Below are 23402 nucleotides of genomic sequence, written 5' to 3'. Positions count from 1 at the left end.
GCGGGACGTCTCTCCTTCTGGGGCACACCTCGGCGCCCCGGGTCTTCGTCAGGGGAAAGGGCTTCCTCTCCCCCAAATCTACCGGAGGAGGCCCGACGACGGCCCGTCCGGGCGGCCTGTGACCCCGCCCCGGTCCGTGGCCGGGTCCGGTGCGGCGTCAGGACCGCGTGCTGAAGTCGGTCTGGAAGTCCTCGCCGAACTCGGTGGACATGTACTCGACCATGCTGAAGAGGAACACGCCGTAGGCGACGAAGAGCACCACGAACGCGATCGCGATCCCGATCGCCACCCAGCCGAGCACGCGCCCGCCGATGCCGACGCCGCCGGCACGGTCAGCCCTGTTCGCCTGCCAGATCGCGAGCGGGCCGAAGATCACGCCCAGGCCGGACAGCAGGCCGATCACGCCGAAGGCGATCGCCAGCTGCCCCGCCCGCTGGCCCTCCTGCGCGGCGGCCATGCCGTAGGACTGCTGGTACGGGGCCGGCCCGTAGTCCCCGTAGCCGCCGTAGCCCGGCCGGTCCCAGCCGTGGGGGCCCTGCTCCTCGGCGCGGACGTCCTTCTCGTGCGGCTGGTACGGGGTGCTCATCGTCGGTCCTTCCACAGTGGCGATGCAGGCGGTCACGTGCCCCGGACAGGCGAGGGGCCGTCGTCGTCTCTCACGGTAGCCCGACGACCGGCCGCACGGGACCCAGCCGCTGTCTGCGGCCCGGCGTCGCTGATCAGAGGCCGAGCAGCGCCCGCGCGATCAGGAAGTACAGGACCAGGCCCAGGGCATCCACCAGTGTGGAGATGAACGGGTTGGAGAACACCGCCGGGTCCACGCCGACCTTCTTGCCGGCCAGGGGCATGAGTCCGCCGACGGTCGCCGCCAGGGTGCACACGGACAGCAGCGTCAGACCGATCACCGCGCCGATGTCCCACCCGTAGAACAGGCCCGCCACGAGTGTCCCGAGTCCGCCCAGACAGGCCCCCAGGGTGAAGCCCACGCGGAGTTCGCGGAGCATCACGCGGAGGGCGTCGCGGGGACGGACGTCGTCCAGGGCGAGCGCCCGGGTGACCGTGGTGGCCGCCTGGTTGCCGGTGTTGCCGCCCGTGCCGATCACCAGCGGGACGAACAGGGAGAGCACCACCAGCTGCTCGAGGGTCTCCTCGAAGACCTCCAGGACCTGCACCGTGAGCGTCGCGCCCACGGCGAGCACGAGCAGCCACACGATGCGGGCCCGCATCAGAGTCATCACGGGGGTGGACAGGTAGGGGCGGCCGAGAGGCTCTGCGCCGCCGGAGCGGGCAGCGTCCTCGGTGGACTCCTCGTCCAGGACCTGGAGGGCGTCGGCCACGGTGAACATGCCGATGAGGCGGCCGTCGTCGTCCGTGACGGGCAGGGACCACAGGCGGCGGTCCGCGCAGAGTCTGGCGGCCTCCTCCGCCTCCGTGCCTGCGGGGACCGCCACCGCATCGTCCATGAGGGCCTCGACCGTGCCGCCCGGGTCTGCGGTGGTGAGCTCTCCGAGCTCCACGATCCCCACGACCCGATGCAGGTCCCCCACCACCGGCAGGGCGGCCAGCGCGCGCCGGTCCCCCTCGCCGTGGACGCGGACCTGCTCGAGCGCATGGGCCACGCTCCAGTCCCGGCGCAGGCGCACCGGGGCCGTGCGGACACGGCGGCCCACCGAGTCGGCCGGGTAGCCGAGCAGCTCACCGGCACGGTCCCTGGCCTCCGGGCCCAGGCCGTCCAGCAGGCGCCGGGCGACCTTCGCCGGCATCTCGTCGACCAGGCGGGCCTGGGAGGAGGCGTGCAGGCGGCCGAAGAGGTCCTGGACCTGCCCGTCCTGGAGCTGGGCGATCAGGTCCGACTGCTGCCGAGGCTCCATGTCCGTGAACACGCGGACTGCCGTGTCCTTCTCCAGCAGGCGGAACAGGATGGGGACCTCGTCCGGGTCGCAGCGGTCCAGGAACTCGAGGACGTCGCCCGCCGGGAGCAGGCGCAGCTGCGCGACGGCCGCGTCGAACCGGTCCCTCCGGACCAGCTCGCGGATCCCGTCCTCCGTGAGCTCGGGCAGCCCGGAGGTGGCGGGATGACGGTCGTGGGCTGCAGGGCGATCGGTCTCGGACGCGGGGACGCCACCCTCATCCTCAGGGGACAGGCCGGCGCCGTGGCGGCTGCGGTGCGGGTCGGACACAGGCTCAGCCGTGGAAGAAGTGGCGTGCCCCGGTGAGGTACATGGTGATGCCGGCGGCGTTCGCGGCCTCGACCACCTCGGCGTCACGCACGGAGCCGCCCGGCTGCACGACGGCCTTCACACCGGCGTCGATGAGGATCTGCAGGCCGTCGGCGAACGGGAAGAACGCGTCCGAGGCGGCCACGGCGCCGCGGGCGCGCTCCGGGGCGCCGGCGCCGGTGACGTTCTCGGCGCCGCCGGCGGAGTTCACGTCCTGGCCGCCGGTGACGGCGGAGCCCAGGGTGTTGGCGCGCTCCACGGCCAGGCGGCAGGAGTCCAGGCGGTTGACCTGGCCCATGCCGACGCCCACGGTGGCACCGCCGGAGGCCAGCAGCACCGCATTGGACTTGGCGGCGCGGACAGCGCGCCAGGCGAAGGCGAGGTCGGCGAGGGTGGCCTCGTCCGCGGCCTCTCCGGCGGCCAGGGTCCAGTTCGCCGGGTCGTCGCCGTCGGCGTCCACCGCGTCCGTGATCTGCATGAGCATGCCGCCGGAGACCTGCTTGGCCTCCACGGCGTCACGCTCGAAGCCCTCGGGCAGGGCCAGCAGGCGCAGGTTCTTCTTGGCGGTGAGGATCTCGACGGCCTCGGGGTCGAAGGCCGGGGCGGCCACCACCTCGGTGAAGATGTCCTTCACCTGCGCGGCCATCGCCGCGGTCACCGGGCGGTTCGCGGCGATCACGCCGCCGAAGGCGGAGACCGGGTCGCAGGCGTGGGCCTTGGCGTGGGCGACGGCGATGTCCTCGCCCTGGCCGGCCACGGCCACGCCGCACGGGTTGGCGTGCTTGACGATCGCGACGGCCGGGCCGGCGTGGTCGTAGGCGGCACGCACGGCGGCATCCGCGTCCACGTAGTTGTTGTAGGACATGGACTTGCCGTGCAGCAGCTCGGACTGGGCGATGCCCGGAGCCGCCGAGGAGTCCGCGTACAGGGCGGCCGGCTGGTGCGGGTTCTCCCCGTAGCGGAGGATGTCCGCGCGCTCGAGGGAGAAGCCGGCGTACGGCGGGAAGACCGGGACGTCCTCGTCCTCGGTGTCCGCGCCGTAGTGGGCGGCGGTCCAGGCGGCCACCGCGTTGTCATAGGCCGCGGTGTGCGCGAACGCCAGGGAGGCCAGGCGGCGGCGGGCCTTCAGGTCGAACCCGCCGGACTTCGCGGCCTGAACGACCTCGCCGTACGCGGCCGGGTCCACCACGATCGACACGGACGCGTGGTTCTTCGCGGCCGCGCGGACCATGGACGGTCCGCCGATGTCGATCTGCTCCACCACCTCGTCCTCGGCGGCGCCGGAGCGCACGGTGTCCACGAACGGGTAGAGGTTCACCACCACCAGGTCGAACGGCTCGATCTGCATGTCCGTCAGCTGGGCGCGGTGGTCCTCGCGGCGGCGGTCGGCGAGGATGCCGGCGTGCACGCGCGGGTGCAGGGTCTTCACGCGGCCGTCCAGGCACTCCTGGAAGCCGGTGACCTCGGAGACCTCGGTGACCGGGACGCCGGCGTCCGCGATGCGCTTCGCGGTGGAGCCGGTGGAGACGATCGCGACGCCCGCCGCGTGCAGCCCGGTCGCGAGCTCCTCGAGGCCGGTCTTGTCATACACGGAGATCAGGGCCCGCTTCAGCGGGACGGTGTCCAGGGCGTCGATCGCGGTCGGCTGCGCGGTGCTCACGGCAGAGGTCTCCTCAGCGTCAGGGAAAAGTCGGAGGTGAAGTAACGAAGCCAGTCTAGAGGTGGCACGCCGCGCCGGTCCTGCGCATACTCTCCCCTGACCCACGACGACGGCACTCGCCGCCGGTGGGCGCCTCGCCCCGCGGACGGGGCCGGGTCCCCGCGGTCATCGAGTCCCTGCGGCACGAGGCGCCTCGCCCCGCGCGGAGCCTGGCCCTCGCTTCGACCACCGAGACGACGACCCCACACGGGCCTCGCCCCGCGGACGGGGCCGGGCCCGGACGGACCCCGCCCGTGGCCTGAGACCACACCGCACACCAGAGCACAGGAGACCGACCCCGATGTCCTCCTCCCCCGCCACCACCACCGCCCACCCTGCCGGCGGCCGCCTCCCCACCGGAGAGGAGGTCGTGCAGGAGCTGCCGTGGCGCTGGTCCGTGCAGGGCCGGATCTTCCTCATCGGCGGGCTCGGCTTCATGTTCGACGCCTGGGACGTCGCACTGAACGGCGTGATGATCCCGTTGCTGACCGCCGAATGGGGGCTGGAGAGGTCCGAGGCCGCCTGGATCGGCACCGCGAACCTCATCGGCATGGGCGTGGGCGCCTTCCTCTGGGGCACGGTCGCGGACCGGCTGGGCCGCAAGAAGGCGTTCACCCTGACGCTGCTGGTGTTCTCGGTCTTCACCCTGGCCGGCGCGCTCGCCCCGTCCATCGGCTGGTTCGCGTTCTTCCGCTTCCTCGCCGGCATCGGCCTGGGCGGCACCATCCCCGTGGACTACGCCCTGGTCTCCGAGTTCACGCCCCGGCACCTGCGCGGCAGGGTGCTCACCGCCATGGACGGCTGGTGGCCGGTCGGCGCAGCCCTCTGCGGCCTGGTGTCCGCCTGGCTCGTGGCCACCTGGGGCGACTGGCGGCTGCCGCTGCTCGCCATGGTCCTGCCCGCGCTGCTGGTGTTCCTTGTGCGCCGCGGCGTCCCCGAGTCCCCCTTCTATCTGATGAGCCGAGGCCGCGAGGCGGAGGCGCGTGCCGTCGTCGACACGCTGGTGGAGAACACCGGCGCCGAGCGCCGCGAATACACCATGCCCGAGCCCTCCGGCAGCGGACTGGGCGGCGGGCTGCAGGCCGTGGGCGAACAGCTCGTGGCGGTCTGGCGGCACTCGCCGAAGGTGACCGCCGTGGCCTGGGCGCTGTTCTGCTCGATCATGCTCACCTACTACCTGGCCCTGCAGTGGCTGCCGACCTTCCTCGTGGAGGCCGGCCACGAGCAGTCGCGGGCGTTCGTGATGACCTCCGGCATGGCGGCCGTCGGCCTGCTGGGCGTGGTGGCCTCCGCCGTCCTGGTGGAGCGCACCGGGCGCCGCCGGCTGCTGGCCGTCAGCTCCCTGGCGTCCTGCGCGGTGCTCGTGTGGCTCAGCTCCGTGCTGGGCGTGCCCGCGGCGGCGCTGCCGCTGGTGCTGCTGTTCGGCTTCCTCGTGCAGGTGGCCGTGCCGGTGCTCTACACATATGTCACCGAGCTGTACCCGACCACCCTGCGCGCCTCCGGCTTCGGCTGGGCCTCCGCGGCCTCCCGCGTGGCCGCCGGCGTGGGCCCGCTGCTGTTCGTGGGCTGGCTGGTGCCGATGCTCGGCCTGACCGGGGCGTTCGTGCTCACCGGCCTGCTCGTGGCGCTGTCCCTGGCCGCGATGGCGGTGGCTGCGCCCGAGACCGCCGGCGAGCACCTGGCCGGCGCCGAGGACGAGGCAGCCTGAGACTCCCCTGGGCCTGCTGGGAGGAGATGAGGGAGGCGTTCTCCCAGGCCGAGGCCTAGAATCGCGGACCATGACCTACCCTCAGCCGCCGACCGTGATCGTCCAGGCGGGACGCAGCGTCGTGCTCGCCTACGTCCTGCTGGTGCTGCTCGGGTGGCTGGGCGTGCACCGCATGTACCTCGGCAAGTGGATCACCGGCATCACGCTGGCCGTGCTGTTCGGCGTCGGCACCGCGACCGCCGCGATCCTCATCGGCTGGATCCCCCTCATCATCTGGGGCCTCGTGATGGTCTGGGACCTGGTCACCCTGCCCCTGCAGGTGACCGCATTCAACGCCCGCGAGCGGAACCGGGCCGTGCGGCAGTACCAGCGCGGCTGGTGAGCGGGCGAGGTCAGGCGCGGGCGGTCAGGCACTGACAGTCTCGCCGGCGGCGTGGCGGGCGGTCAGGCACTGACAGTCTCGCCGGCGGCGTGGCGGGCGGCGAAGTCGCCGAGGACGCGGACCAGCAGGGCGCGCTCCTGCACCTTGATGCGCTCATGGAGCTCCTCCTCGGTGTCTGTGTCCATGACCGGGACGGCGGCCTGCGCGATGATGCGGCCGGTGTCCACGCCGGCATCGACCCAGTGGACCGTGCAGCCGGTGACCTTCACGCCGTAGGCCAGGGCGTCGCGGACGCCGTGCGCGCCCGGGAAGGACGGCAGCAGGGCCGGATGCGTGTTCACGATGCGGCCGGCGAAGCGCTCCAGGAACCCGGCGCCGAGGATCCGCATGAAGCCCGAGCAGACCACGAGGTCCGGCTCATAGGCGGCGACGGCATCGGCGAGCGCGACGTTCCAGGCGTCCCGGTCCGCGTGCTCCTTCACAGAGACCGTGAACGTGGGAACCCCGGCCGCCTCCGCCCGGGCCAGACCCTGCACGCCCGGGACGTCCGCGCCGACCGCGGCGATCTCGAGAGGCAGGTGACCGCCCGCGACGGCGTCGAGGACAGCCTGCAGGTTGGTGCCGGAACCGGAGACGAGGGCAACGATGCGCATGCCTTCATCGTAGGGTGGAAGCGTGTCCGCTCCCACGCCGCCCGCAGGTCCGCACACCGACCCGACGCAGAAGCCCGGGCAGGACCCTGCCTCCAGCAGGTCCGCAGAGCCCGGCGGTCAGGGCGGAGGTCCCGGGAACGGCGGGCGTGGCGGGCTTGGTGGGCCTGGTGGGCCTGGCGGGCCTGCCGGTGGCGGCTGGCCCGGCAGGAACAGGTCTGGGAAGAACGGCTCCGGCAAGCCTGCCAACGAGGCCGAGGAGCTGAAGCTCCGCAAGAACGTCGGACGGCTGCTGCTGTGGCAGTGCGGCCTGCTGTTGTGCACCATCCTCGCGATGGACCTACTGCTGCCCTGGAAGCTGCTGGCCGCACCGTTCGCAGTGGGCGCGGTGGCTGTGGGCTTCGTGGCCTGGATGCGCGCCGGAAAGCTCACGAAGCCCGGGTTCCTGCGCGTCATGCTGGGCGCCGGGCTGGCCCTCGGCACATTTGTGGCGGTGGCCTCGCTGACACCACTGCTGTTCTGGGAGGCCGCCAGCGCCTACGACGAGTGCCTCCGCCAGGCCCTCACCCTCAAGTCCGAGGCCGTGTGCCAGGCTGAGTTCACCAAGACCATGGGAGGTATCGGCGGCCTCGGCGGCTGAGCCGAGTCGGCTCGCAGGCTGAGTGGGGCTGGGCCCGCGGTTGCGTAGGGCCGGGCCCGTGGTTGCGCGGGGGCCGGGCCCGTGGTTGCGCGGGGGGCCGGGCCCGCGGTTGCGTGGTGCCGGACCAGTGGTTGCGTGGGTCGGGGTCCGCGGGCTGGGTGCCTTCTCGCACGGCGCAACGCTGGATGGCATCGACCGATGCGGCGCAGCGCTGGACGGCACGCGACCCCTCTCGTTGCGGGTATCGAAGTTGGCCCGGATTCGGCCTCCAGGGCCCCACATGACCCAAGTTCGATACACGCACGACGCCCGGCACGCCCAGGATCGACGACGTCCGGCACACCCACAATCAACGACGTCCGGCACACCTACGATGCTCCATACACGTACGATCGAGGCGGTCGTCGGCGGAGCCTCAGCCCGCCTGTCGCTCCGTGCCCAGACGCGCGCGGACCCGGGCGATGACTCCGCGGAACCCGTCTTTGGCATCGGATGCAGACACACGGATCACGGTGTACCCCTTGCGCTGGAACACCGCATCCCGGCGAACGTCCTCATCGATCCGGTGGCTGTGATGGGCGCCCTCGTACTGGAGGACGATCCTGGCGCTCCGCCATCCCATGTCTGCAGTCGCGGGGAAGTCCGCGGAGTAGTCTGCGTCCCATTCTTCGATCTGCAGCTCCGGCTCGGGCAGTCCGGCGGCGATGAGGGCCAACCGAAGCTCGGTCTCCTTGGGCGAGTCGGCTCCGATCCTGATGCGCTGCAGCGCTGCACGGAGCCTGCGCCGCTGTGGCCGCGCTCCTGGGCTGTCGAGTGCCTGGCGAAACCTCTCCAAGAGGTGAGGGCCCTTCTCCCGCACGGCCCTCCGGCTCCTGCCGCTCCTGCGGATGAGGTGGTCGCCGAGGATGACGAGCTCGTCGTCGGTCAGCTCCGTCGCCAGCTCCGTCCAGAGCCGTTCCGGAGCAGTCACCCTGATGCTGTGGCCGACGAGGACCAGTGGCGTGGAATGGTGCCGCGGCAGGTCGCTGCGGTGGGTGACCACCCACCGGTCCTTGAGGACTCCACGGCTTCTCGACCGCGTCACATGCAGCCGGTCGTCCGCAACCAGCCGAGACGGCAGCCAGAAGTTCCGGAGTCGGGCCGCCGTCGCATGGGACACCACGGCGTCTGGGCACCGCGCCAGGATCTCGAGGAGCATGACCGCTGACGGCGGCGGCACCAGCGGGCTCCAACGATAGATCTCCTGTTCGCCCACGCCCGTCTGCTCAGCGGCGGCACGCACGAGCTGCGAGTCGATGTACCGGTACCGGCCGTGCCCGACCCTCTCGAAGGAAGGGCCGCGAAGCCGGTGGTAGCTCACTCCGGCCGCCTCCGCCTCGGCGATGGTGAAGGCCTTCCAGAGCAGGGCGTCAGGGATCGGAGCAGAGCGAGACATGGCTCCACTCTGGTTCGTGCAGTCGCACCGTTGAGCAGGTGGCCGGAATCTGTGGACAACCGGCGGTACACCGGCAGCGCGCTCGGTGTGCGCACCTCGGCCGCAGAATGCCGCCCACGTGTGAGGTTGTCCGTGTATCGAAGTTGGGCCGATTCGCAGAACTCAGGCCCCCTGCGACCCAACTTCGATACACGCAAGCCCCGCTCCCGGCGCCCGTTGCCTTGTAAGCCCCGCTCCCGGCGCCCGTTGCCTTGTGAGCGCGCCCGCTCCCGGAACGGCAGCAGCACCTCACCGCGCACGGCGCGGACGCGGACGACCGGGGCCGTCCTCGCCGGAAGCGCCCCCCTGCCGGCCCGCGGAGTGGGGGCCGTTCCCGGCGCCATCGCCCTGGTCCTCGACGTCGGCCCGTCCCCGGCGGACGGCACCTCTCCGAGCGTTCTCGAGGCCGTCGGCGGCGCCGGTCCCGGCGCGCGGGTCGCGGGTCGCGACGATCGCGTCGAAGCTCGACTTCGGCTTCGTCGACTTCGGCTTCGTCGCCGTCTCGTCCTTCGCCGTCTCGCCCGTCGCCTTCTCGTCCTTCGCGAGCCCCTTCACGGTGCCTTTCCCGCGCCCCTGGCCCGCAGCTCCGGTCCGGCCTGCGGCCAGCTCGTCCTCGTCCCGGTACACACGGCGACGCGGCTCGTCCTTCGGAGACTGCTTCTCACGGTTGCGGCGCGCCAGCGCGGCCACGCGGTCGCGGCGCTCGGCGGCCAGCTGCTCCGGTGCCTGCCCGGGCGCCTTCTCCGCCGCCTTCTCAGCAGCCTGCTCCGCCGCCTTCTCAGCAGCCTTGTCCGAGGCCCCTTGCGACGCCGTCTCCGACGCACCCTTCGCACCCGTCGCCGTTCCGCCCTCAGCCCCCTTCAACTTGCCCGGCTGCGCGGCAGCACCGTGCGTCCTGTCAGTCTGCAGCTTCTCGGCCGTCGGCTTCAGTGCGGTCTCAGCACGGCCCTGTGCGCCCTTCGGCTGGTCGGTCGCCGCCTGGTCGCGCTCGGCACGCGCCTTCACGTCCACGGCCTTGGCCACCGGCAACGACCCACCACGCGACGACCGCGGGCGACGCGGGATGCGCGCCTTCACCGGCGGCATCGGGGTGACGTCCGCGGTCTTCCCGGCGGCGGGCGCCACGTGCTTCTCCGCCTCGGCACCGTCGGTCTCGACGTCCTCCTGCGGGGCGTCCGCCCCCTCGTCCACGTCACGGCCCCTGTCCTTGTCCTTGTCCGCAGCATCGGCCGCGCCGGTGCCGTCTGTCGTCGCTGTGCCGGGCTTCGCCCCGTCCTTCCCGACGACGGCCCCCTCACCCCCGGCGCCCTTCGCACCGTCACGCTCGGCCTCACCGGCACCGGCTCCCCCAGCATCAGCGTCACCGTCGACTCCAGCGTCGGCGCCGGCGCCATCGGTGTCATCCGCGCCGTCCGCGCCGCCGGCTCCGCCACCGCGATCCGCGCCGTCCCCGCCGCCGGTTCCGTCACCGCGGTCCTCGGCGTCCGCGGCGGCATCCTTCGCGTCCTTCTCAGCCTCAGCGTTCTTGGCGGCCGCCTTCTCGGCCTTCTTCTCCGCTTTGGCCTCCGCCTTCTCGGCCTTCCTCTCCGCCTTGGCCTCTGCCTTCTCAGCTTTCCTCTCCGCCTTGGCCTCCGCCCTCTCGGCCTTGCGGACGTCCGCCTCGAGGGACCTGGACTGCAGGCCCATGGCCACCAGGTAGCCCACGAACCCGCCGAGGGCGATCCACCCGGCCAGCGCAGGCCCCACCAGCCACACATTCGACCCGATCACCGTGTAGGTGCCCACGCCCATGGTCCCGGAGGTCAGGGCCAGCAGGACCATCGCCATCGCACCGGAGACCACACCGAGCAGCAGCGCCAGCACGCCGGTCGACGCGAGCAGGGACATCCACCGGGTCTTCACCCGACGGACCATCCAGTCGTCGAGGTGGTTCTCGCCCTCGCGCAGCAGCCACCAGCCGGCCACGGCACCGGCCAGCACCGGCAGCAGCACGAACACCGGGTGCCACGGCTCCCAGGGTGCGGGAAGCGCGGCGAAGACGGGCAGCGCGGGGACGGGGGCCGTCGTCGTGCCGAAGGCGGAGTACAGGCTCTCCGAGCCGATGGAGAACCCGGGGCCGGCCGACCAGGCCACCGCCCAGCCGACCATGGCGGGCAGGTAGCCGATCTCGAGGAGGGTGAGCATGGTTCCGCCCACCGGTCCGGCGTCCACGAGCTGGTACATGTGCACGGCGTCGGCCCAGCGGACGGCGAGGGTCACGGCCACCAGCAGCGCGTGCACGGCCACGAGGCTGAGCACGGCCACCAGGCAGGCGCGCAGCACGGACCAGGCGTAGGAGCCGGCCCAGCGCTCGTACTGGGAGCGCCTGGCGATCCGCTCGGTGAGGTCCACGCCCACCAGGTGCGCCCAGGTGCCGGCCTCACGTCGGGCACCGGCCACGGCGCAGACGGCGAAGAACAGGGCGGGGAAGATCGCTCCCACGGCCGGGTTCACGGTGTCGCCGGTGTCGCCGGTGCTGCCGGGCAGCAGCGCCAGGGTGAGCCCCACGAGCCCGTAGGCGCCCATGCCGCCGGCGAGCGCCTGCCAGGCCTGGTCGCGGTAGCTCGCGCGGGCCAGCTTCCGGCCGGAGCGCCAGCTCAGGACCATCGGCAGCAGGGACAGCCCCCAGGGGACCATCCACGCGAGTCCGGCGGAGACGTCGCCGTCCACCACGGGCATGCCGGAGGTGACGGAGACGGGGGCGGCGTGGAGGACCAGCCAGAGGACGCCGGCGGCCTGCAGGACGTCGTCGATGCGCTCCATGTGGAAGCCGCCGGTGACCCAGACGAGCAGGGTGGGGACCACCACGAGCACCAGGCTGAACAGCGCCGCGATCAGCGCCTCGATCACCCCCTGCACCCACAGGGGAAGGGGCAGGGGGCGCAGCAGGCGGGACGCGCGTGGAGTGGGGGAAGTCATCCTCACTATGGTGCCACCGCCGGGCGGCGCGGGGCCTTCAGGGCGCGGCCGGTCCGGTGAGCTCACAGGGAGCGTGCGTCACGGCTGTCCGCCCCCCTTCCCGACGTCGGCCGCTCGCCCGCCGCGGTGACGCCGGCCGGGCGCTGTGTCACCGCTCGTTCACCCGGGGTGACGAGTGTTCACGGCGGGGTCATGGTGCGGCCATGGGGCGGTCGTACGGCGGGCGTAGCGTGCGGGACATGCGCGTTGCAGTGGTCGCCGAGTCGTTCCTGCCCCACATGAACGGGGTCACCAACTCCGTGCTCCAGGTGCTCAAGCATCTGCGACGGGAGGGCCATGAGGCGATGGTGATCGCCCCGGCCTCGTCCTGGATGGCCGGCTGGACGCAGCGGGTCGGTCAGGACACGGCGCCCAGTCAGGTCGAGGGCTTCGACGTGCACCGTCTGCCGTCCGTGCCGCTGTCCGGCTACGCCTCGGTGCGTGTGGCCGCCGGGCCGGTGGCGCGGGTGCGTTCGATCCTGGCGGGGTTCCGCCCGGACGTGGTGCACATCGCCTCCCCGTTCGTGCTGGGCTGGCGGGCGGTGCAGGCGGCGGACCAGCTGGGCATCCCGTCCGTGGCCGTCTACCAGACCGAGGTCCCCCGCTACGCGGCGCGCTATGGGGCGCCGTGGCTGGAGGACGTGCTGTGGAGCCACGTGGCTCGCCTGCACAACACCGCCACGCTGACGGTGGCGCCGAGCAGCTTCACCATCCGCCAGCTGCACTCCCATGGGGTGCGCCGGGTGCACCGCTGGGCCCGCGGTGTGGACTCGGAGCGGTTCCACCCGTCCAAGCGGTCCGAGCAGCTGCGCCGCGAGCTCGCCCCGAACGGCGAGCGGTTGATCGGCTTCGTGGGCCGGCTGGCCCATGAGAAGCAGGTGGAGGATCTGGCGGTGCTGGCGGACCTGCCGGGCACCCGTCTGGTGGTCATCGGCTCGGGCCCGCTGAAGGAGCAGCTGCAGGAGAAGCTTCCGGGTGCGCACTTCGCCGGCTTCCAGGGGGGCGAGGACCTGGCCCGCCACGTGGCCTCGTTGGACCTGTTCGTGCACCCGGGCGAGTCGGACACCTTCGGGCAGACGCTGCAGGAGGCCATGGCCTCGGGCGTGCCGGTGGTCGCGGTGGGCCGCGGCGGGCCGATGGACATCGTGGACTCCTCCCGCACCGGCTGGCTGTATGAGCCGAAGAACCTCGCCCAGCTGCGCGAGCAGGTGGCGGACCTGGTCTACGACGACGCCAAGCGCACCGCCTTCGCCCAGGCCGCCTGGGAGTCCGTGCAGGGCCGCACCTGGCCGGTGCTGTGTGAGCAGCTGCTCGGGTACTACGCGAAGGCGATCCGGGTGCAGCACCGCCGTGCGGACGAGGTGGCGCTGCGCCATCTGCAGCACCACACCACCTGGCCGCTGACCTTCTGAGACTGCGCTTGTGTGTCCACCTGCCGACACACACCTGCGGGCGGCCTCCGGCCCTTGTGAAGATGGAGTGTCGGTGCCTGCGCGTTCCGGCACTTCACTGTGACCACCGCCGTCCGCGCCGCTTCGGCCCTGCCTGAGCGGCGGTGACGGCCGACCCCAGGAGCCGCCTTCATGCATGCCGAACTCTCCGAACTCCGTGACGAGGTCTTCGCCCGCAACCCCGGTGAGAAGGAGTTCCACCAGGCCGTCTCCGAGGTCTTCGAGGCCTTGGATCCGGTGGTGGACCGCCATCCTGAGTACGTGGAGGCCGGTATCCTCCACCGTCTCTGCGAGCCGGAGCGCCAGATCATCTTCCGCGTCCCGTGGGTGGACGACCAGGGCGTGGTCCAGGTGAACCGCGGCTTCCGGGTGGAGTTCAACTCAGCGCTGGGCCCGTACAAGGGCGGCATCCGCTTCCACCCGTCGGTGTACCTGGGCATCGTGAAGTTCCTGGGGTTCGAGCAGATCTTCAAGAACTCGCTGACCGGCATGCCGATCGGCGGCGCCAAGGGCGGCTCGGACTTCAACCCGTCCGGCCGTTCGGACGGTGAGATCATGCGCTTCTGTCAGTCCTTCATGACGGAGCTGTGGCGCCATGTGGGCGAGCACACGGACGTCCCGGCCGGTGACATCGGCGTGGGTGCCCGCGAGATCGGGTACATGTTCGGCCAGTACAAGCGCCTGACCAACCGGTTCGAGGCCGGTGTGCTCACCGGCAAGGGCCTGACCTGGGGTGGCTCGCTGGTCCGCAAGGAGGCCACCGGCTATGGCACGGTGATGTTCACGGACGCCATGCTGCGCACCCGCGGCGAGTCCATGGACGGGCAGAAGGTCCTCGTGTCCGGCTCCGGCAACGTGGCGATCTACGCGGCCGAGAAGGCGATGTCCCTGGGGGCGAAGGTCATCACCGCCTCGGACTCCTCCGGCTACGTGGTGGATGAGAACGGCCTGGACCTGGACCTGCTCAAGCAGGTCAAGGAGGTCGAGCGTGGCCGCATCTCCGAGTACGCCGAGCGCCGCGGCAACGGTGCCCACTTCGTGGAGGGTGGCTATGTGTGGGAGGTGCCGGGCACCGTGGCGCTGCCCTGTGCCACCCAGAACGAGCTGGGCAACAAGGCTGCGGGCATGCTGATCAAGAACGGCGTGAAGGCGGTGGCCGAGGGCGCGAACATGCCGTGCACGGAGAAGGCCACGCACACCTTCCTGGACGCCGGCGTGCTGTTCGGGCCCGGCAAGGCGGCGAATGCCGGCGGTGTGGCCACCTCTGCCCTGGAGATGCAGCAGAACGCCCAGCGCGATTCCTGGGACTTCGACTACACCCGTGAGCGCCTGGAGCAGATCATGCACTCCATCCACGACCGCTGCGTGGAGACCGCGGACAGCTACGGTGCCCCGGGCAACTATGTGGCCGGCGCGAACATCGCCGGCTTCATCAAGGTGGCAGACGCGATGCTGGCCCAGGGCATCGTCTGAGCCCCACTGCCCCCGCCGCCGTTCACTGCGCTTTGGGGATACACCTGCACTGCGCTTTGGGGATGCAACACGGCGTTGAGATCCAAGAACGGCACCGTGTCTTCCCCTCAAGACCGCAGGTGAGGCCGCATTCGCGGCCCTCGGCCTCCCCTTCCCGACGCCGGACCCCTCCCCGACGTCGGCTCGTCACCTTCTCCGGGGACCCGACGGGGGAAGGGCCTGTGGAGAACCGCGCCTCCGCGGTGGCATCTGTCTACACTGTGGTCTGTGTCACTGCCGACCGAGGGGGTCGGCGGCCGTTGCAGGATCAGCGGCCGTCCCGGTGACCTACCGACGATGAGACATCTGGAGGGGTTCCCATGCGCCGTGGCGCACCCGCCCGTGGCCTGGCACTGACCGCCGCACTCGCACTGGCACTCACCGCCTGCTCCGGCGGTGAGGACAAGGAGCCGGAGGAGACCGCATCGCCGTCAACGACGGCCCCCGCCTCACAGGGCGCCTCGTCCGACGGGGCGGACGAGCAGCCTGAGACCGGAGGGACCGACGAGTCCACGGAGACCACACCCGACGACCCGGACGACCCCGACGACCCGGACGAGGGCGAGTCACCGGACGCCGACGACAGCGACCCGAACGGGGAGGACACCGGCGAGTACGTCCCCGCCTCCGCCGACGGACCGGCCAAGAACGTGCCCAAGCCCGTCATGCCCGAAGAGATGAAAGAGGAGACCCCGGAGGGCGCCAAGGCCGCGGTGCAGTATTGGTGGGACACGGTGACCTACCTGCAGCGGACTGGAGATTCGGATCTGGTGCGCGCTTCCTCGGACGAGGACTGCGACTTCTGCCGTGCGTATGCCCACAGCATCGAGAAGATCTACGAGGACGGGGGTTGGACCTCAGGCTCGGAAGTCGAGGTGACGTCCGCTCTCACTGGAGTGATCGACAAGGACCGGAAGCTTCTTCAAGTGACCACACTCCTTGATGTCGAAGGACTCACGACCTTCAAGTCGAACGGATCCATCGACGAGACACAGAGCGAGGAGTCCTATGGGGACTCCCCCTGGATCACCAACGTCAAATTCGACGAAGAGTCCCAGCGATGGGTCGCCACGTCCGTCAGCTATGAGGGTGAAAAGTGAGGCGAGCAACGCCACCTGCCACAGTCCTTGCATTCTCCGTCGCTGCTCTGTCGATCTTCTTGTCATCCCCTGCAGCGGCAAATGAAACGCCCGATCGGTGCGGTGAGACGACCAACAGCGCTCTCCTGCGTGACACGTCTCTCGTAGTCAAGAGAGAGTGCTCCGACAGTGGTGTTCATTCGAGCGACGACAGCAACAGCACCGCGAACAAGGCCAGCAACTACAACACGTCCAACCCCGTCTACTCGCGCCATGTGTCCGGCTGCTATCCGGACCAGCTCCAGAACCTGGACTTCGGAGACTGTCAGCGCCAGCAGGATGTCTTCTGCGGGGATGACGGCACCTGGGTGCAGCAGGTGCGGGTACGCAGGGAGAACCCCGACGAACCGATCGAACACGGTTCGCGTTTCTGCGCCGCTGACGCCGCTGGCGGCGGCTCAGAGGGACGGCCGGCCATCACCATGGATGACCTGGCCGCGGTCGCTCCCAGCGAGGTCGACATCCTCCTGCAGAACGGCGGCCGCGGAATGCGGAACGCCCACACCAACATCTACGCGGACGCGGAGCAGATCCTCGAGCGGAAGACCCAGTTCGGCGAGCTGACGCTGATGCGACTGACCCCGGTCGAGTTCCGATGGGACTATGGCGACGGGACCACCCGCACCACCACGGATCCCGGCCGAGACGCCGTGGACTTCAACACGGAAACCTCGACCAGCCACGTCTACGAGGACACCGGCACATACACGGTGACCCTGACCACGGTGTTCATCGGTGAGGTCTCCTACGACGACGGCGAGACCTGGGAGCTTGTCCCCGGGCAGCTGGTGATCGACTCGACCCCGGCCCAGGCGGACATCTTCCGCTCGGTCACCCGCAATGTGGCGGAGGACTGCGTCGCCAACCCCAGCGGCTGGGGTTGCGGCGCCCCGGGCAGCGCGCCCACGGACTGAACGCGGGCATCCGCTCACTGTCCCCCGGTCAGCGCCTTCCTCTGCTCGTCCGTCAGCCGCATGGGGCGGCCGGTCTCAGCGTCCACGTAGACCATCACGGAGGTGGCGGTCACCAGCAGCGCATCGTCCACGCCGTCGTGCATCTTGTAGCCCACATGCACGGACGCGCCCTTGGCCTGATCGATCGAAACGCGCACACGCACCGGCTTCGTGCGGTACTTCATCTGCGCCCGATACTTCACACGGTGTTCGGAGACGAAGACGCGCACCCCCTCCCCCGCGCCGACCGTCAGGTCCAGCGGCGCCAGGTCGGCCTCGGCGTCGTTGCCGGACCCGACGGGGACGCCGAAGGCGGCCACGCGGGCCTCCTCCATGAGCTGGACGACCTGGATGTTGTTGATGTGCCCGTAGGCGTCCATGTCCTTCCAGCGCAAGGGGACGTACACGTCCACGGCGAGGCGGCCGTCGTCGTCCAGGAAAGGGGTTCCGGCTGTCATGGTCACTCCTCCTCCAGCCCCTCGATCTCGTTCTTCCAGCCCTCCGGACGGACGTCCACGAACTCGGTCTCGAGGATGCCGAGCTCCTCCAGCTGGGAGGCGAGGGCGGCACCGTCCGGGCCGTAGCACCACGGCACACCGGGGGTCGAATGGCGGGTGTGCTGCGCACGGCCGCCGGCCAGCAGGGCCTCGGACGGGGTCAGCTGGCGGATGACGATCGCCTTCACCCGGTCCGGGTGACGCTTGGCGAAGTCGGCGTAGATCTCGGGGTCGTGCTGGCCGTCGTCGCCGATGAGGATCCACTTGATGTGCGGGAACTCCTCCGCCAGGCGCTCGAGCTGGGCGAACTTGTGCTCCTGGCCGGAGCGGAACCAGCGGTCCTGGGTGGGGCCCCAGCTGGTCAGCAGCAGCGGACCGAGCGGGTAGAGGTTGCGGCCGAGGAAGCGGGTGAGCATCTGCGCCACGTTCCACGCCCCGGTGGACAGGTAGAGCATCGGGGCCATCGGGTTGGCAGCGGCGATGCGGCGCAGCAGCACGGCCATGCCCGGGGTGGGCGTGCGGGCGTGCTCGTCCAGCACGAAGGAGTTCCAGGCCGCGAGCATCGGGCGCGGCAGGGCGGTGACCAGCACCGTGTCGTCGATGTCGGACACCATCCCGACGTCAGCGGAGGGGTCCGTGATGTAGACGTCCGAGGAGACGACCTCGTCATCCCCGACGGTCAGGGTGACGGTGCGCCACCCCGGCTTCAGGGAGGCGGGGATGACCGCGTCCACCACACCCATCCGGTCCGTGGTCACGGTGTGGACCTGGCCCTTGACAGTCACCTGCACCTGCGCGCCGGCCATGGGCGGGGAGGAGAAGTTGCGCCAGCCACGGATGCCGTCCGCCACCACCTGGTGCACACGACGGCCGTTGAGGAAGTCCTCGTCCGGGGCCACGATCACGCGGGAGAGCACACGGACCCACTCGGTGGTGCCGTAGCCGGTGAACGCGATGGCGGTGGGCACGTGGCCGCGCCTCTCCGCCCTGCCCCGCTGCCAGACGTTCCACCTGTTCTGCAGCCGGACGGCGATGTGCTCGCCCTTCGTCCGTTTCCCCGGCAGAGAGCTGCTCGGGGCCGAGGCGTGTTCCGGGGCGGACTGCTCCGAGGAGGCGTGCTCCGGGGAGGACTGCCCCGAGGCGACCTTGTGGGCGGCCTGATCTTCCCCCAGGGCCTCGGTGCGGGCAGACGGGGACGCAGTCGCGTGCGGGTCGGGCGCTGACATGGGATCCAGTATTCCGCATGGAGCCGCGGTGCGTGAGCAGGAGGGGCATCGCACAGACGTGTTCATCGGCCCCCGTGCGTTTTCGCTAGTGAAATGGGAGGGGGCCGTTCCGGGACCGCCGGCGGGCGGCTTCCCGACGACGGCCGGTCACCATTCGAAAACGTCACCTTTCGCGGTGGACGGGCCGCACGACGCGCTCCCGACCAACGAGACCCGAGACCTCGCCTTCCCGATCCACCGATGGAACACCACGCAGTCCCGGCTGTGGCAGGACGGGCGGGCCATCTACGAATCCACGTTCATCACGATTCAGTCCGCACGCGGTCAGAACAGCTCGGAGAAGCGCACACAGCGGTGGCAGGAACGCGCCCAGCAGATCACCCAGAATGGCCAGGCATAAGTGCCGGGCCAACGCGCACCAAGCGCAAGCAGAGTGCCCGTGCCCTAGCAGAACGGTTCGGGGTATACCCCACCACCGTTCGCCGAACGGTAGCCCGGTCCCCCGCGGACAACCTCACCGAGGCATCTGACCGTCAAGCATTGATCCGAGCGTGGAGAGCCACGGGAGTGCGTTTGCGCGGGATCGCCGCCAGGGAAGGCGTCACTCCTGGCGCTGGCCACTGGGCACTTCATCGCGGTGATAACCGTCTAGAAGCACGTCAGGAATCGACCCGTTTTCGCTTCCGGTACAAGCGCTCCACCACGAAGTACGCCCCAAAGGCAACGACTAAAAGCACCGCCGTGGTCAACGATGCCGCCGTATCTGTGAGGTATCCCTGGTTCCGAAGAAACAGCGTCAGAACGCCTAGGACAACCAACGCCACAACAACAAGTGTCTTCACCGCAGATTTGCTCATAGCGTCCTCCTTACTGAAGCGAGCAGCTAGTAACCATCCCGTTGATCTCGGTGTAGGTCGCACCGGTGTGCTCCACTTCCAGGGACTTGACCCCGGAACTCGACGGTTTCCCGAACGAAAGCGCCCCGGGACTCGACGGTTTCCCGAACGAAAGCGCCAGGGGGGGGCGGGTCACTCGACGCGGACGACCTTCTCCTCCACCGGGTCCTCGTCCTTCGGGAACGCCGCCACCAGGGCCTTGGCCATGTGCTCGGCCTTGGCCGCGGAGCCCTCGGCGTTGTTGTGGTTCGCGTCGTTCTCCAGGAACCACTCGGGGTGTGGGGTGGCGTCGGCGGACCAGTCGTAGATGCGCAGGTTGTCGTACCGGTCGGTGGCCTCCACCAGGGACGCGTTGAGCTTCTGGATGTTCTCGTTGGCGTAGTGCGGGTTGTTGGTCCACGGCATGGTGATGCCGTTGACCCAGAGGACGGGCTTGCCCTCGGAGGCCTCCATCACGCCGGCGATGCGCTTTTCGGTGCTGGAGAAGTCGTCCTGGCTGGCCATGTTCGCGGCGTCGTTGAGGCCCACGTTGACCACCCAGCAGCCGTTCTCGCCGAGTTCGCCGGCGTGCTCGCGCATGGTGTCCGGGGCGTTGGTGCCCTTCTCACCGGGGTTGAGCTCGGACGGCTCGAGGGTCTCGATCATGGAGCGGCCTCCGGCCACCTCCTCGATGACGGTCTGCACGCCCACGGCCTCGTACTGGGCGGTGATGCGCTTGGCCGGGTCTTTCACCATGGTCAGGGAGTTGTTGGACGGGCCGATGGACGTGGAGTCGCCGATGTGGACCACGGTCTCGCAGGACGTCTCGGTCGCGGCGGGGCGGGCCACGGGCTTCGTCGGCGTCGGGGACGCCACGGCACCCTCGCCGTCCGGGTCCCCGGCGGAGGTGTCGGCCTGCTTCGCCTGCTCCTCCCGGGCGATCTCCACCACGGACTTCTGCGGCAACACGGCGATGCCGACCATCGCGCCGATCGCCAGGAGGGTCACGCCCACGGAGCCGGCGGCCAGCACGCCGCGGCCGGCGACCTTCGGCACCGGGGTCTGCTCCACCTGGGCGCGGGAGGCACGGACGTCGCCCTCGGACACCTCCGCGCGCTGGGCACGGGCCTTGCGCTGGGCCTTGCCGGTGATCAGCGGAAGGAAGCCGTGCCGGCGGATCGGGTCCTCCACGAACCGCCAGGACAGCTCGGCCAACACCACGGTCAGCGCCACGACCACCAGGCCGCGCCACACGTCCTGGCCGTACAGGGTGCGCTCCGGCAGGAACGCGACCACGGGCATGTGCCACAGGTAGATGCCGTAGGACCGCTCACCGATCCAGCGCAGCGGCGCGATGCCGAGGACCCGGTTGGTCCAGGAATGTGCGTGGATCAGCGGCATCAGCACGAGGATCGTGGAGACCGTCAGCGCGGCGATGCCCCAGGTGTAGAGGCTGTGGTCCAGCTGGTCGGTGGTGGCGGCCAGGTAGAGGATGCCGGCCACGCCGAGCGCCCCCAGGATGTCCAGGGTCCACAGGGCCTTCTCGGACTGGATCTTCGCGACCTTCTTCGGCCGCCACAGCATCGCCAGCACGGCGCCCCAGAGCAGGCCGCCGGCACGGGTGTCGGTGCCCTCGTAGGCGCGGGTGGAGTCGCCGGTCGGGTCGGCCAGCATCGCCAGCAGCACGAAGGAGAGCGCGCCCAGCACGAAGGTGGTCACGGCGGCCTTCGCGAACGCGGCCCCGGTGCCCTCGCCGTCCTTCTTGGCCTTGAACAGGGTGAGCATGCCGAGCAGCAGCAGCGGCCACACCACGTAGAACTGCTCCTCCACCGCCAGGGACCACAGGTGGTCCAGCGGGGAGGGCCCGTCGAACTGCTCGAAGTAGGAGCCGCCGGTGAAGATCGTGTGCCAGTTCGCCACGTAGATCAGGGCGAAGAACGCCTGTTCGCCGCGGTCCCCGAGCTTGTCCGGGTGGACGACCATGGTGGCCACCATCACCACGAGCAGCAGCACCACCACCGCCGGCAGCAGGCGGCGGAAGCGGCGGATCCAGAAGTGCCTGAGGTCCAGGTCCCCGTGCTTCTCCCAGCGGTTGAGCAGGAGCATGGTGATGAGGAAGCCGGACAGCGTGAAGAAGACGCCGACGCCGAGCAGGCCGCCGCTCGTTCCGGGCACACCGATGTGGTAGGCGACCACGAGGCCCACGGCGATCGTCCTGAGACCGTCCAGGCCCGGATAGTAGGCCGCAGACTTGTTGACCGGACGAGGCAAGGGGAAGCTCCTCACGTGCGGGGGACGGAACGCCCGCGCGGGGCGATGCTCCGGCACGGACGAGGGCGCGGCCGCCCCCGGCGGAGACGGACCACAGTCTCCAAGAATCTCACAGTGCGCCCGCGCGTGCACGCGTTCGTGCGACGTCTCACTACTGTGGACGCATGGCCCGCGACCTGCCCTCCGTCCCCTCCCCCGCCGTCCTGCGGCGAGTCGCCGTAGACGCCGCCGCCGGGTGCGTGCCGGCCCTGCGGGCCGCCTTCCGCGCCGGCCCCTGTGTCCCGACGACGGCCGCCCACCCGAGCCTGAAGACCAACCACCACGACCTGGTCACCGAGTACGACCGCGCCACCGAGGCCGCACTGGTGCGCGCCCTGACGGACGCCGTCCCGGGGTCGCAGGTCCTCGGCGAGGAGACCGGCGCCCACGGGGACCCGGACCATCCGCTGCGGTGGATCGTGGACCCGATCGACGGCACCTCGAACTTCACGCACGGCTTCGCGATGTTCTCCGTCTCGATCGCCGCGGAGGTGGACGGCGAGCTCGTCGCCGCGGCGATCGCGGATCCGGCCGCGGGGCAGGTGTTCTCCTCGGACGACACCGGCGCCTGGCTCGCCGCCCTCCGGCTGCCCTCCCCCAACACCGCTGCCCCACCCTGCCCCGACAGCCCCGAGAAGGCGAGCGACGCGCGCCAGGTCGGTGCCGTCGTCGTGACGGACGAACGTCCCCTGGCCGAGGCGGCCCGCCCGGCCCCGGACGCGGCACTCGGCGAGCACGGCCTGAACCTGGTGACCTCCTACCCTGCCGGCGAGGCCCTGGCCCTGGAGGGGTCCGCGGCGCTGGAGCGGTTCGGCGAGCTGGTGCGCACCTACGCCACGGTCCGGCGGACGGTCTCCGGCGCTCTGGAGCTGGCGTACACGGCGGCCGGCTGGGCAGACGCGGCCCTCTACGTGGACACGAAGCCGTGGGACGTGGCCGCCGGCGTGCACCTGCTGCGCGCCGCCGGCGGCACCTGGGTCGGCGGGGACCACACGACCCCGTTCGCCCTGGCCCTGGCCCCGGGCCGGAGCGCCCCCACAGCCCTGCGGGTCCTGGACGACATCATCCGGACGCGGCTCACCGCCGGGACCTAGACTGGGGAGAGGAACCAGATCGCCTGGGAACAGGCAGCGAGGAGGTCCCCGCATGACTGACACCGACAAGCCGTCCATGATGAACGTCGCCCGCGAGTCGGGTTCGCCGATGATGTTCGAGCACGCCGACGGGGAGCCCGTTCTGGTCCTGTCCGAGGAGCAGTGCTGGAAGCTGCTGCGCCGCACCCAGCACGCCCGCCTCGGCCTGGCCGTGAACGGGGAGCCGGACATCGTGCCCGTGAACGTCGCCTGGGGCGAGGGCAAGGCCTACTTCCGCACGGCGCCGGGCTCCAAGCTCGCCGAGCTGACCATCAACCCGAGCGTGGTGCTGCAGGCGGACGGCATCCTCTCGGACCAGGCCTGGTCCGTCCTGGCCCGCGGCACCGCCCGCAGGCTGGAGACCGAGGCGGAGATCGCCCACGCCGAGTCCCTCTGCATCGCCCCGTGGGTCCCCACCCTCAAGGACTTCTACGTGGAGATCGACATCACCTCCGTGACCGGCCGCCACTTCGCCTTCGGCACCCACCCGGAGCGCGACGGCACCCAGCCGAGCGACTGATCTGCCAGACACCAGCA

The 23402-nt window shown here is 70.7% G+C and carries 20 protein-coding genes; 10 read left to right on the top strand and 10 right to left on the bottom strand.

Annotation, left to right across the window (positions count from 1 at the left end):
- Window positions 1-157: 157 nt before the first annotated feature.
- The 3 genes from HMPREF2863_RS05660 to purH form a co-directional block, all read right to left on the bottom strand.
- Window positions 158-586 (bottom strand): hypothetical protein, encoded by a 429-nt coding sequence (locus HMPREF2863_RS05660; protein WP_070638707.1) that lies wholly within the window; start codon window positions 584-586, stop codon window positions 158-160.
- A gap of 133 nt (window positions 587-719) precedes the next feature.
- Entirely contained in the window at window positions 720-2180 is a 1461-nt protein-coding gene (mgtE, locus tag HMPREF2863_RS05655; protein ID WP_246828837.1) for a magnesium transporter, read from the bottom strand.
- A 4-nt stretch (window positions 2181-2184) separates the two neighbouring features.
- The gene (gene purH / locus HMPREF2863_RS05650; protein ID WP_070638705.1) at window positions 2185-3879 is read right to left on the bottom strand and encodes a bifunctional phosphoribosylaminoimidazolecarboxamide formyltransferase/IMP cyclohydrolase; all 1695 of its coding nucleotides are present in this window, start codon (window positions 3877-3879) and stop codon (window positions 2185-2187) included.
- 340 nt (window positions 3880-4219) lie between these two features.
- On the opposite strand from purH, the gene HMPREF2863_RS05645 reads away from it, so the two are divergent.
- Both HMPREF2863_RS05645 and HMPREF2863_RS05640 read left to right on the top strand, forming a co-directional pair.
- Complete coding sequence (locus HMPREF2863_RS05645; RefSeq protein ID WP_070638703.1) at window positions 4220-5626, top strand: MFS transporter; 1407 nt, start codon at window positions 4220-4222, stop codon at window positions 5624-5626.
- 70 nt (window positions 5627-5696) lie between these two features.
- The gene (locus HMPREF2863_RS05640) at window positions 5697-6008 is read left to right on the top strand and encodes an NINE protein (protein ID WP_067187961.1); all 312 of its coding nucleotides are present in this window, start codon (window positions 5697-5699) and stop codon (window positions 6006-6008) included.
- A gap of 62 nt (window positions 6009-6070) precedes the next feature.
- Here the strand turns inward: HMPREF2863_RS05640 and purN are convergent, their stop codons facing one another.
- Window positions 6071-6661, bottom strand: coding sequence for a phosphoribosylglycinamide formyltransferase (purN, locus tag HMPREF2863_RS05635; protein WP_067187958.1), 591 nt, complete (start codon window positions 6659-6661; stop codon window positions 6071-6073).
- A gap of 331 nt (window positions 6662-6992) precedes the next feature.
- Here purN and HMPREF2863_RS05630 point away from each other — a divergent pair, with 331 nt between their 5' ends.
- Entirely contained in the window at window positions 6993-7298 is a 306-nt protein-coding gene (locus tag HMPREF2863_RS05630) for a hypothetical protein (protein WP_070638701.1), read from the top strand.
- Window positions 7299-7713: 415 nt separating this feature from the next.
- Here the strand turns inward: HMPREF2863_RS05630 and HMPREF2863_RS05625 are convergent, their stop codons facing one another.
- A complete protein-coding gene (locus HMPREF2863_RS05625) occupies window positions 7714-8658 on the bottom strand; it encodes a DUF559 domain-containing protein (protein WP_168165762.1) in 945 nt (314 codons plus the stop codon).
- Window positions 8659-9021: 363 nt separating this feature from the next.
- Window positions 9022-11730 (bottom strand): cell division protein PerM, encoded by a 2709-nt coding sequence (locus HMPREF2863_RS12425; protein ID WP_141756372.1) that lies wholly within the window; start codon window positions 11728-11730, stop codon window positions 9022-9024.
- A gap of 239 nt (window positions 11731-11969) precedes the next feature.
- On the opposite strand from HMPREF2863_RS12425, the gene HMPREF2863_RS05615 reads away from it, so the two are divergent.
- From HMPREF2863_RS05615 to HMPREF2863_RS05600, 4 genes are all read left to right on the top strand, one after another.
- Entirely contained in the window at window positions 11970-13181 is a 1212-nt protein-coding gene (locus tag HMPREF2863_RS05615; RefSeq protein WP_070638883.1) for a glycosyltransferase family 4 protein, read from the top strand.
- Between the two features lie 171 nt (window positions 13182-13352).
- Window positions 13353-14693: an NADP-specific glutamate dehydrogenase gene (gene gdhA, locus HMPREF2863_RS05610; protein ID WP_070638695.1), complete on the top strand. Its 1341-nt coding sequence runs from the start codon at window positions 13353-13355 to the stop codon at window positions 14691-14693.
- Window positions 14694-15052: 359 nt separating this feature from the next.
- Entirely contained in the window at window positions 15053-15832 is a 780-nt protein-coding gene (locus HMPREF2863_RS05605; RefSeq protein ID WP_070638693.1) for a DUF6318 family protein, read from the top strand.
- 461 nt (window positions 15833-16293) lie between these two features.
- On the top strand, window positions 16294-16785 hold the full coding sequence (locus HMPREF2863_RS05600; RefSeq protein WP_070638881.1) for a PKD domain-containing protein: 492 nt from the start codon (window positions 16294-16296) through the stop codon (window positions 16783-16785).
- Between the two features lie 14 nt (window positions 16786-16799).
- Here HMPREF2863_RS05600 and HMPREF2863_RS05595 read toward each other — a convergent pair whose 3' ends face one another.
- On the bottom strand, window positions 16800-17282 hold the full coding sequence (locus HMPREF2863_RS05595; RefSeq protein WP_070638691.1) for an acyl-CoA thioesterase: 483 nt from the start codon (window positions 17280-17282) through the stop codon (window positions 16800-16802).
- Between the two features lie 2 nt (window positions 17283-17284).
- Window positions 17285-18547: an App1 family protein gene (locus tag HMPREF2863_RS05590; RefSeq protein WP_083315250.1), complete on the bottom strand. Its 1263-nt coding sequence runs from the start codon at window positions 18545-18547 to the stop codon at window positions 17285-17287.
- Window positions 18548-18575: 28 nt separating this feature from the next.
- On the opposite strand from HMPREF2863_RS05590, the gene HMPREF2863_RS11810 reads away from it, so the two are divergent.
- Window positions 18576-18947, top strand: coding sequence for a hypothetical protein (locus tag HMPREF2863_RS11810; RefSeq protein ID WP_141756371.1), 372 nt, complete (start codon window positions 18576-18578; stop codon window positions 18945-18947).
- A gap of 259 nt (window positions 18948-19206) precedes the next feature.
- Here the strand turns inward: HMPREF2863_RS11810 and HMPREF2863_RS05580 are convergent, their stop codons facing one another.
- Window positions 19207-19404 carry a hypothetical protein gene (locus HMPREF2863_RS05580; protein WP_070638687.1) on the bottom strand — a complete coding sequence of 66 codons (198 nt, stop codon included), beginning with the start codon at window positions 19402-19404 and terminating at the stop codon, window positions 19207-19209.
- A gap of 171 nt (window positions 19405-19575) precedes the next feature.
- A complete protein-coding gene (locus HMPREF2863_RS05575) occupies window positions 19576-21693 on the bottom strand; it encodes an acyltransferase family protein (protein WP_070638685.1) in 2118 nt (705 codons plus the stop codon).
- Between the two features lie 164 nt (window positions 21694-21857).
- On the opposite strand from HMPREF2863_RS05575, the gene HMPREF2863_RS05570 reads away from it, so the two are divergent.
- The gene (locus HMPREF2863_RS05570) at window positions 21858-22826 is read left to right on the top strand and encodes an inositol monophosphatase family protein (RefSeq protein WP_070638683.1); all 969 of its coding nucleotides are present in this window, start codon (window positions 21858-21860) and stop codon (window positions 22824-22826) included.
- A gap of 52 nt (window positions 22827-22878) precedes the next feature.
- Complete coding sequence (locus HMPREF2863_RS05565) at window positions 22879-23385, top strand: pyridoxamine 5'-phosphate oxidase family protein (RefSeq protein WP_371327621.1); 507 nt, start codon at window positions 22879-22881, stop codon at window positions 23383-23385.
- The last annotated feature ends 17 nt before the right edge of the window (window positions 23386-23402 follow it).

Origin of the sequence: Micrococcus sp. HMSC067E09 (assembly GCF_001812555.1) — a bacterium.
In the GTDB taxonomy this organism is placed as follows: domain Bacteria; phylum Actinomycetota; class Actinomycetes; order Actinomycetales; family Micrococcaceae; genus Micrococcus; species Micrococcus lylae.
This window is presented reverse-complemented; position numbering and strand designations above follow the sequence as displayed.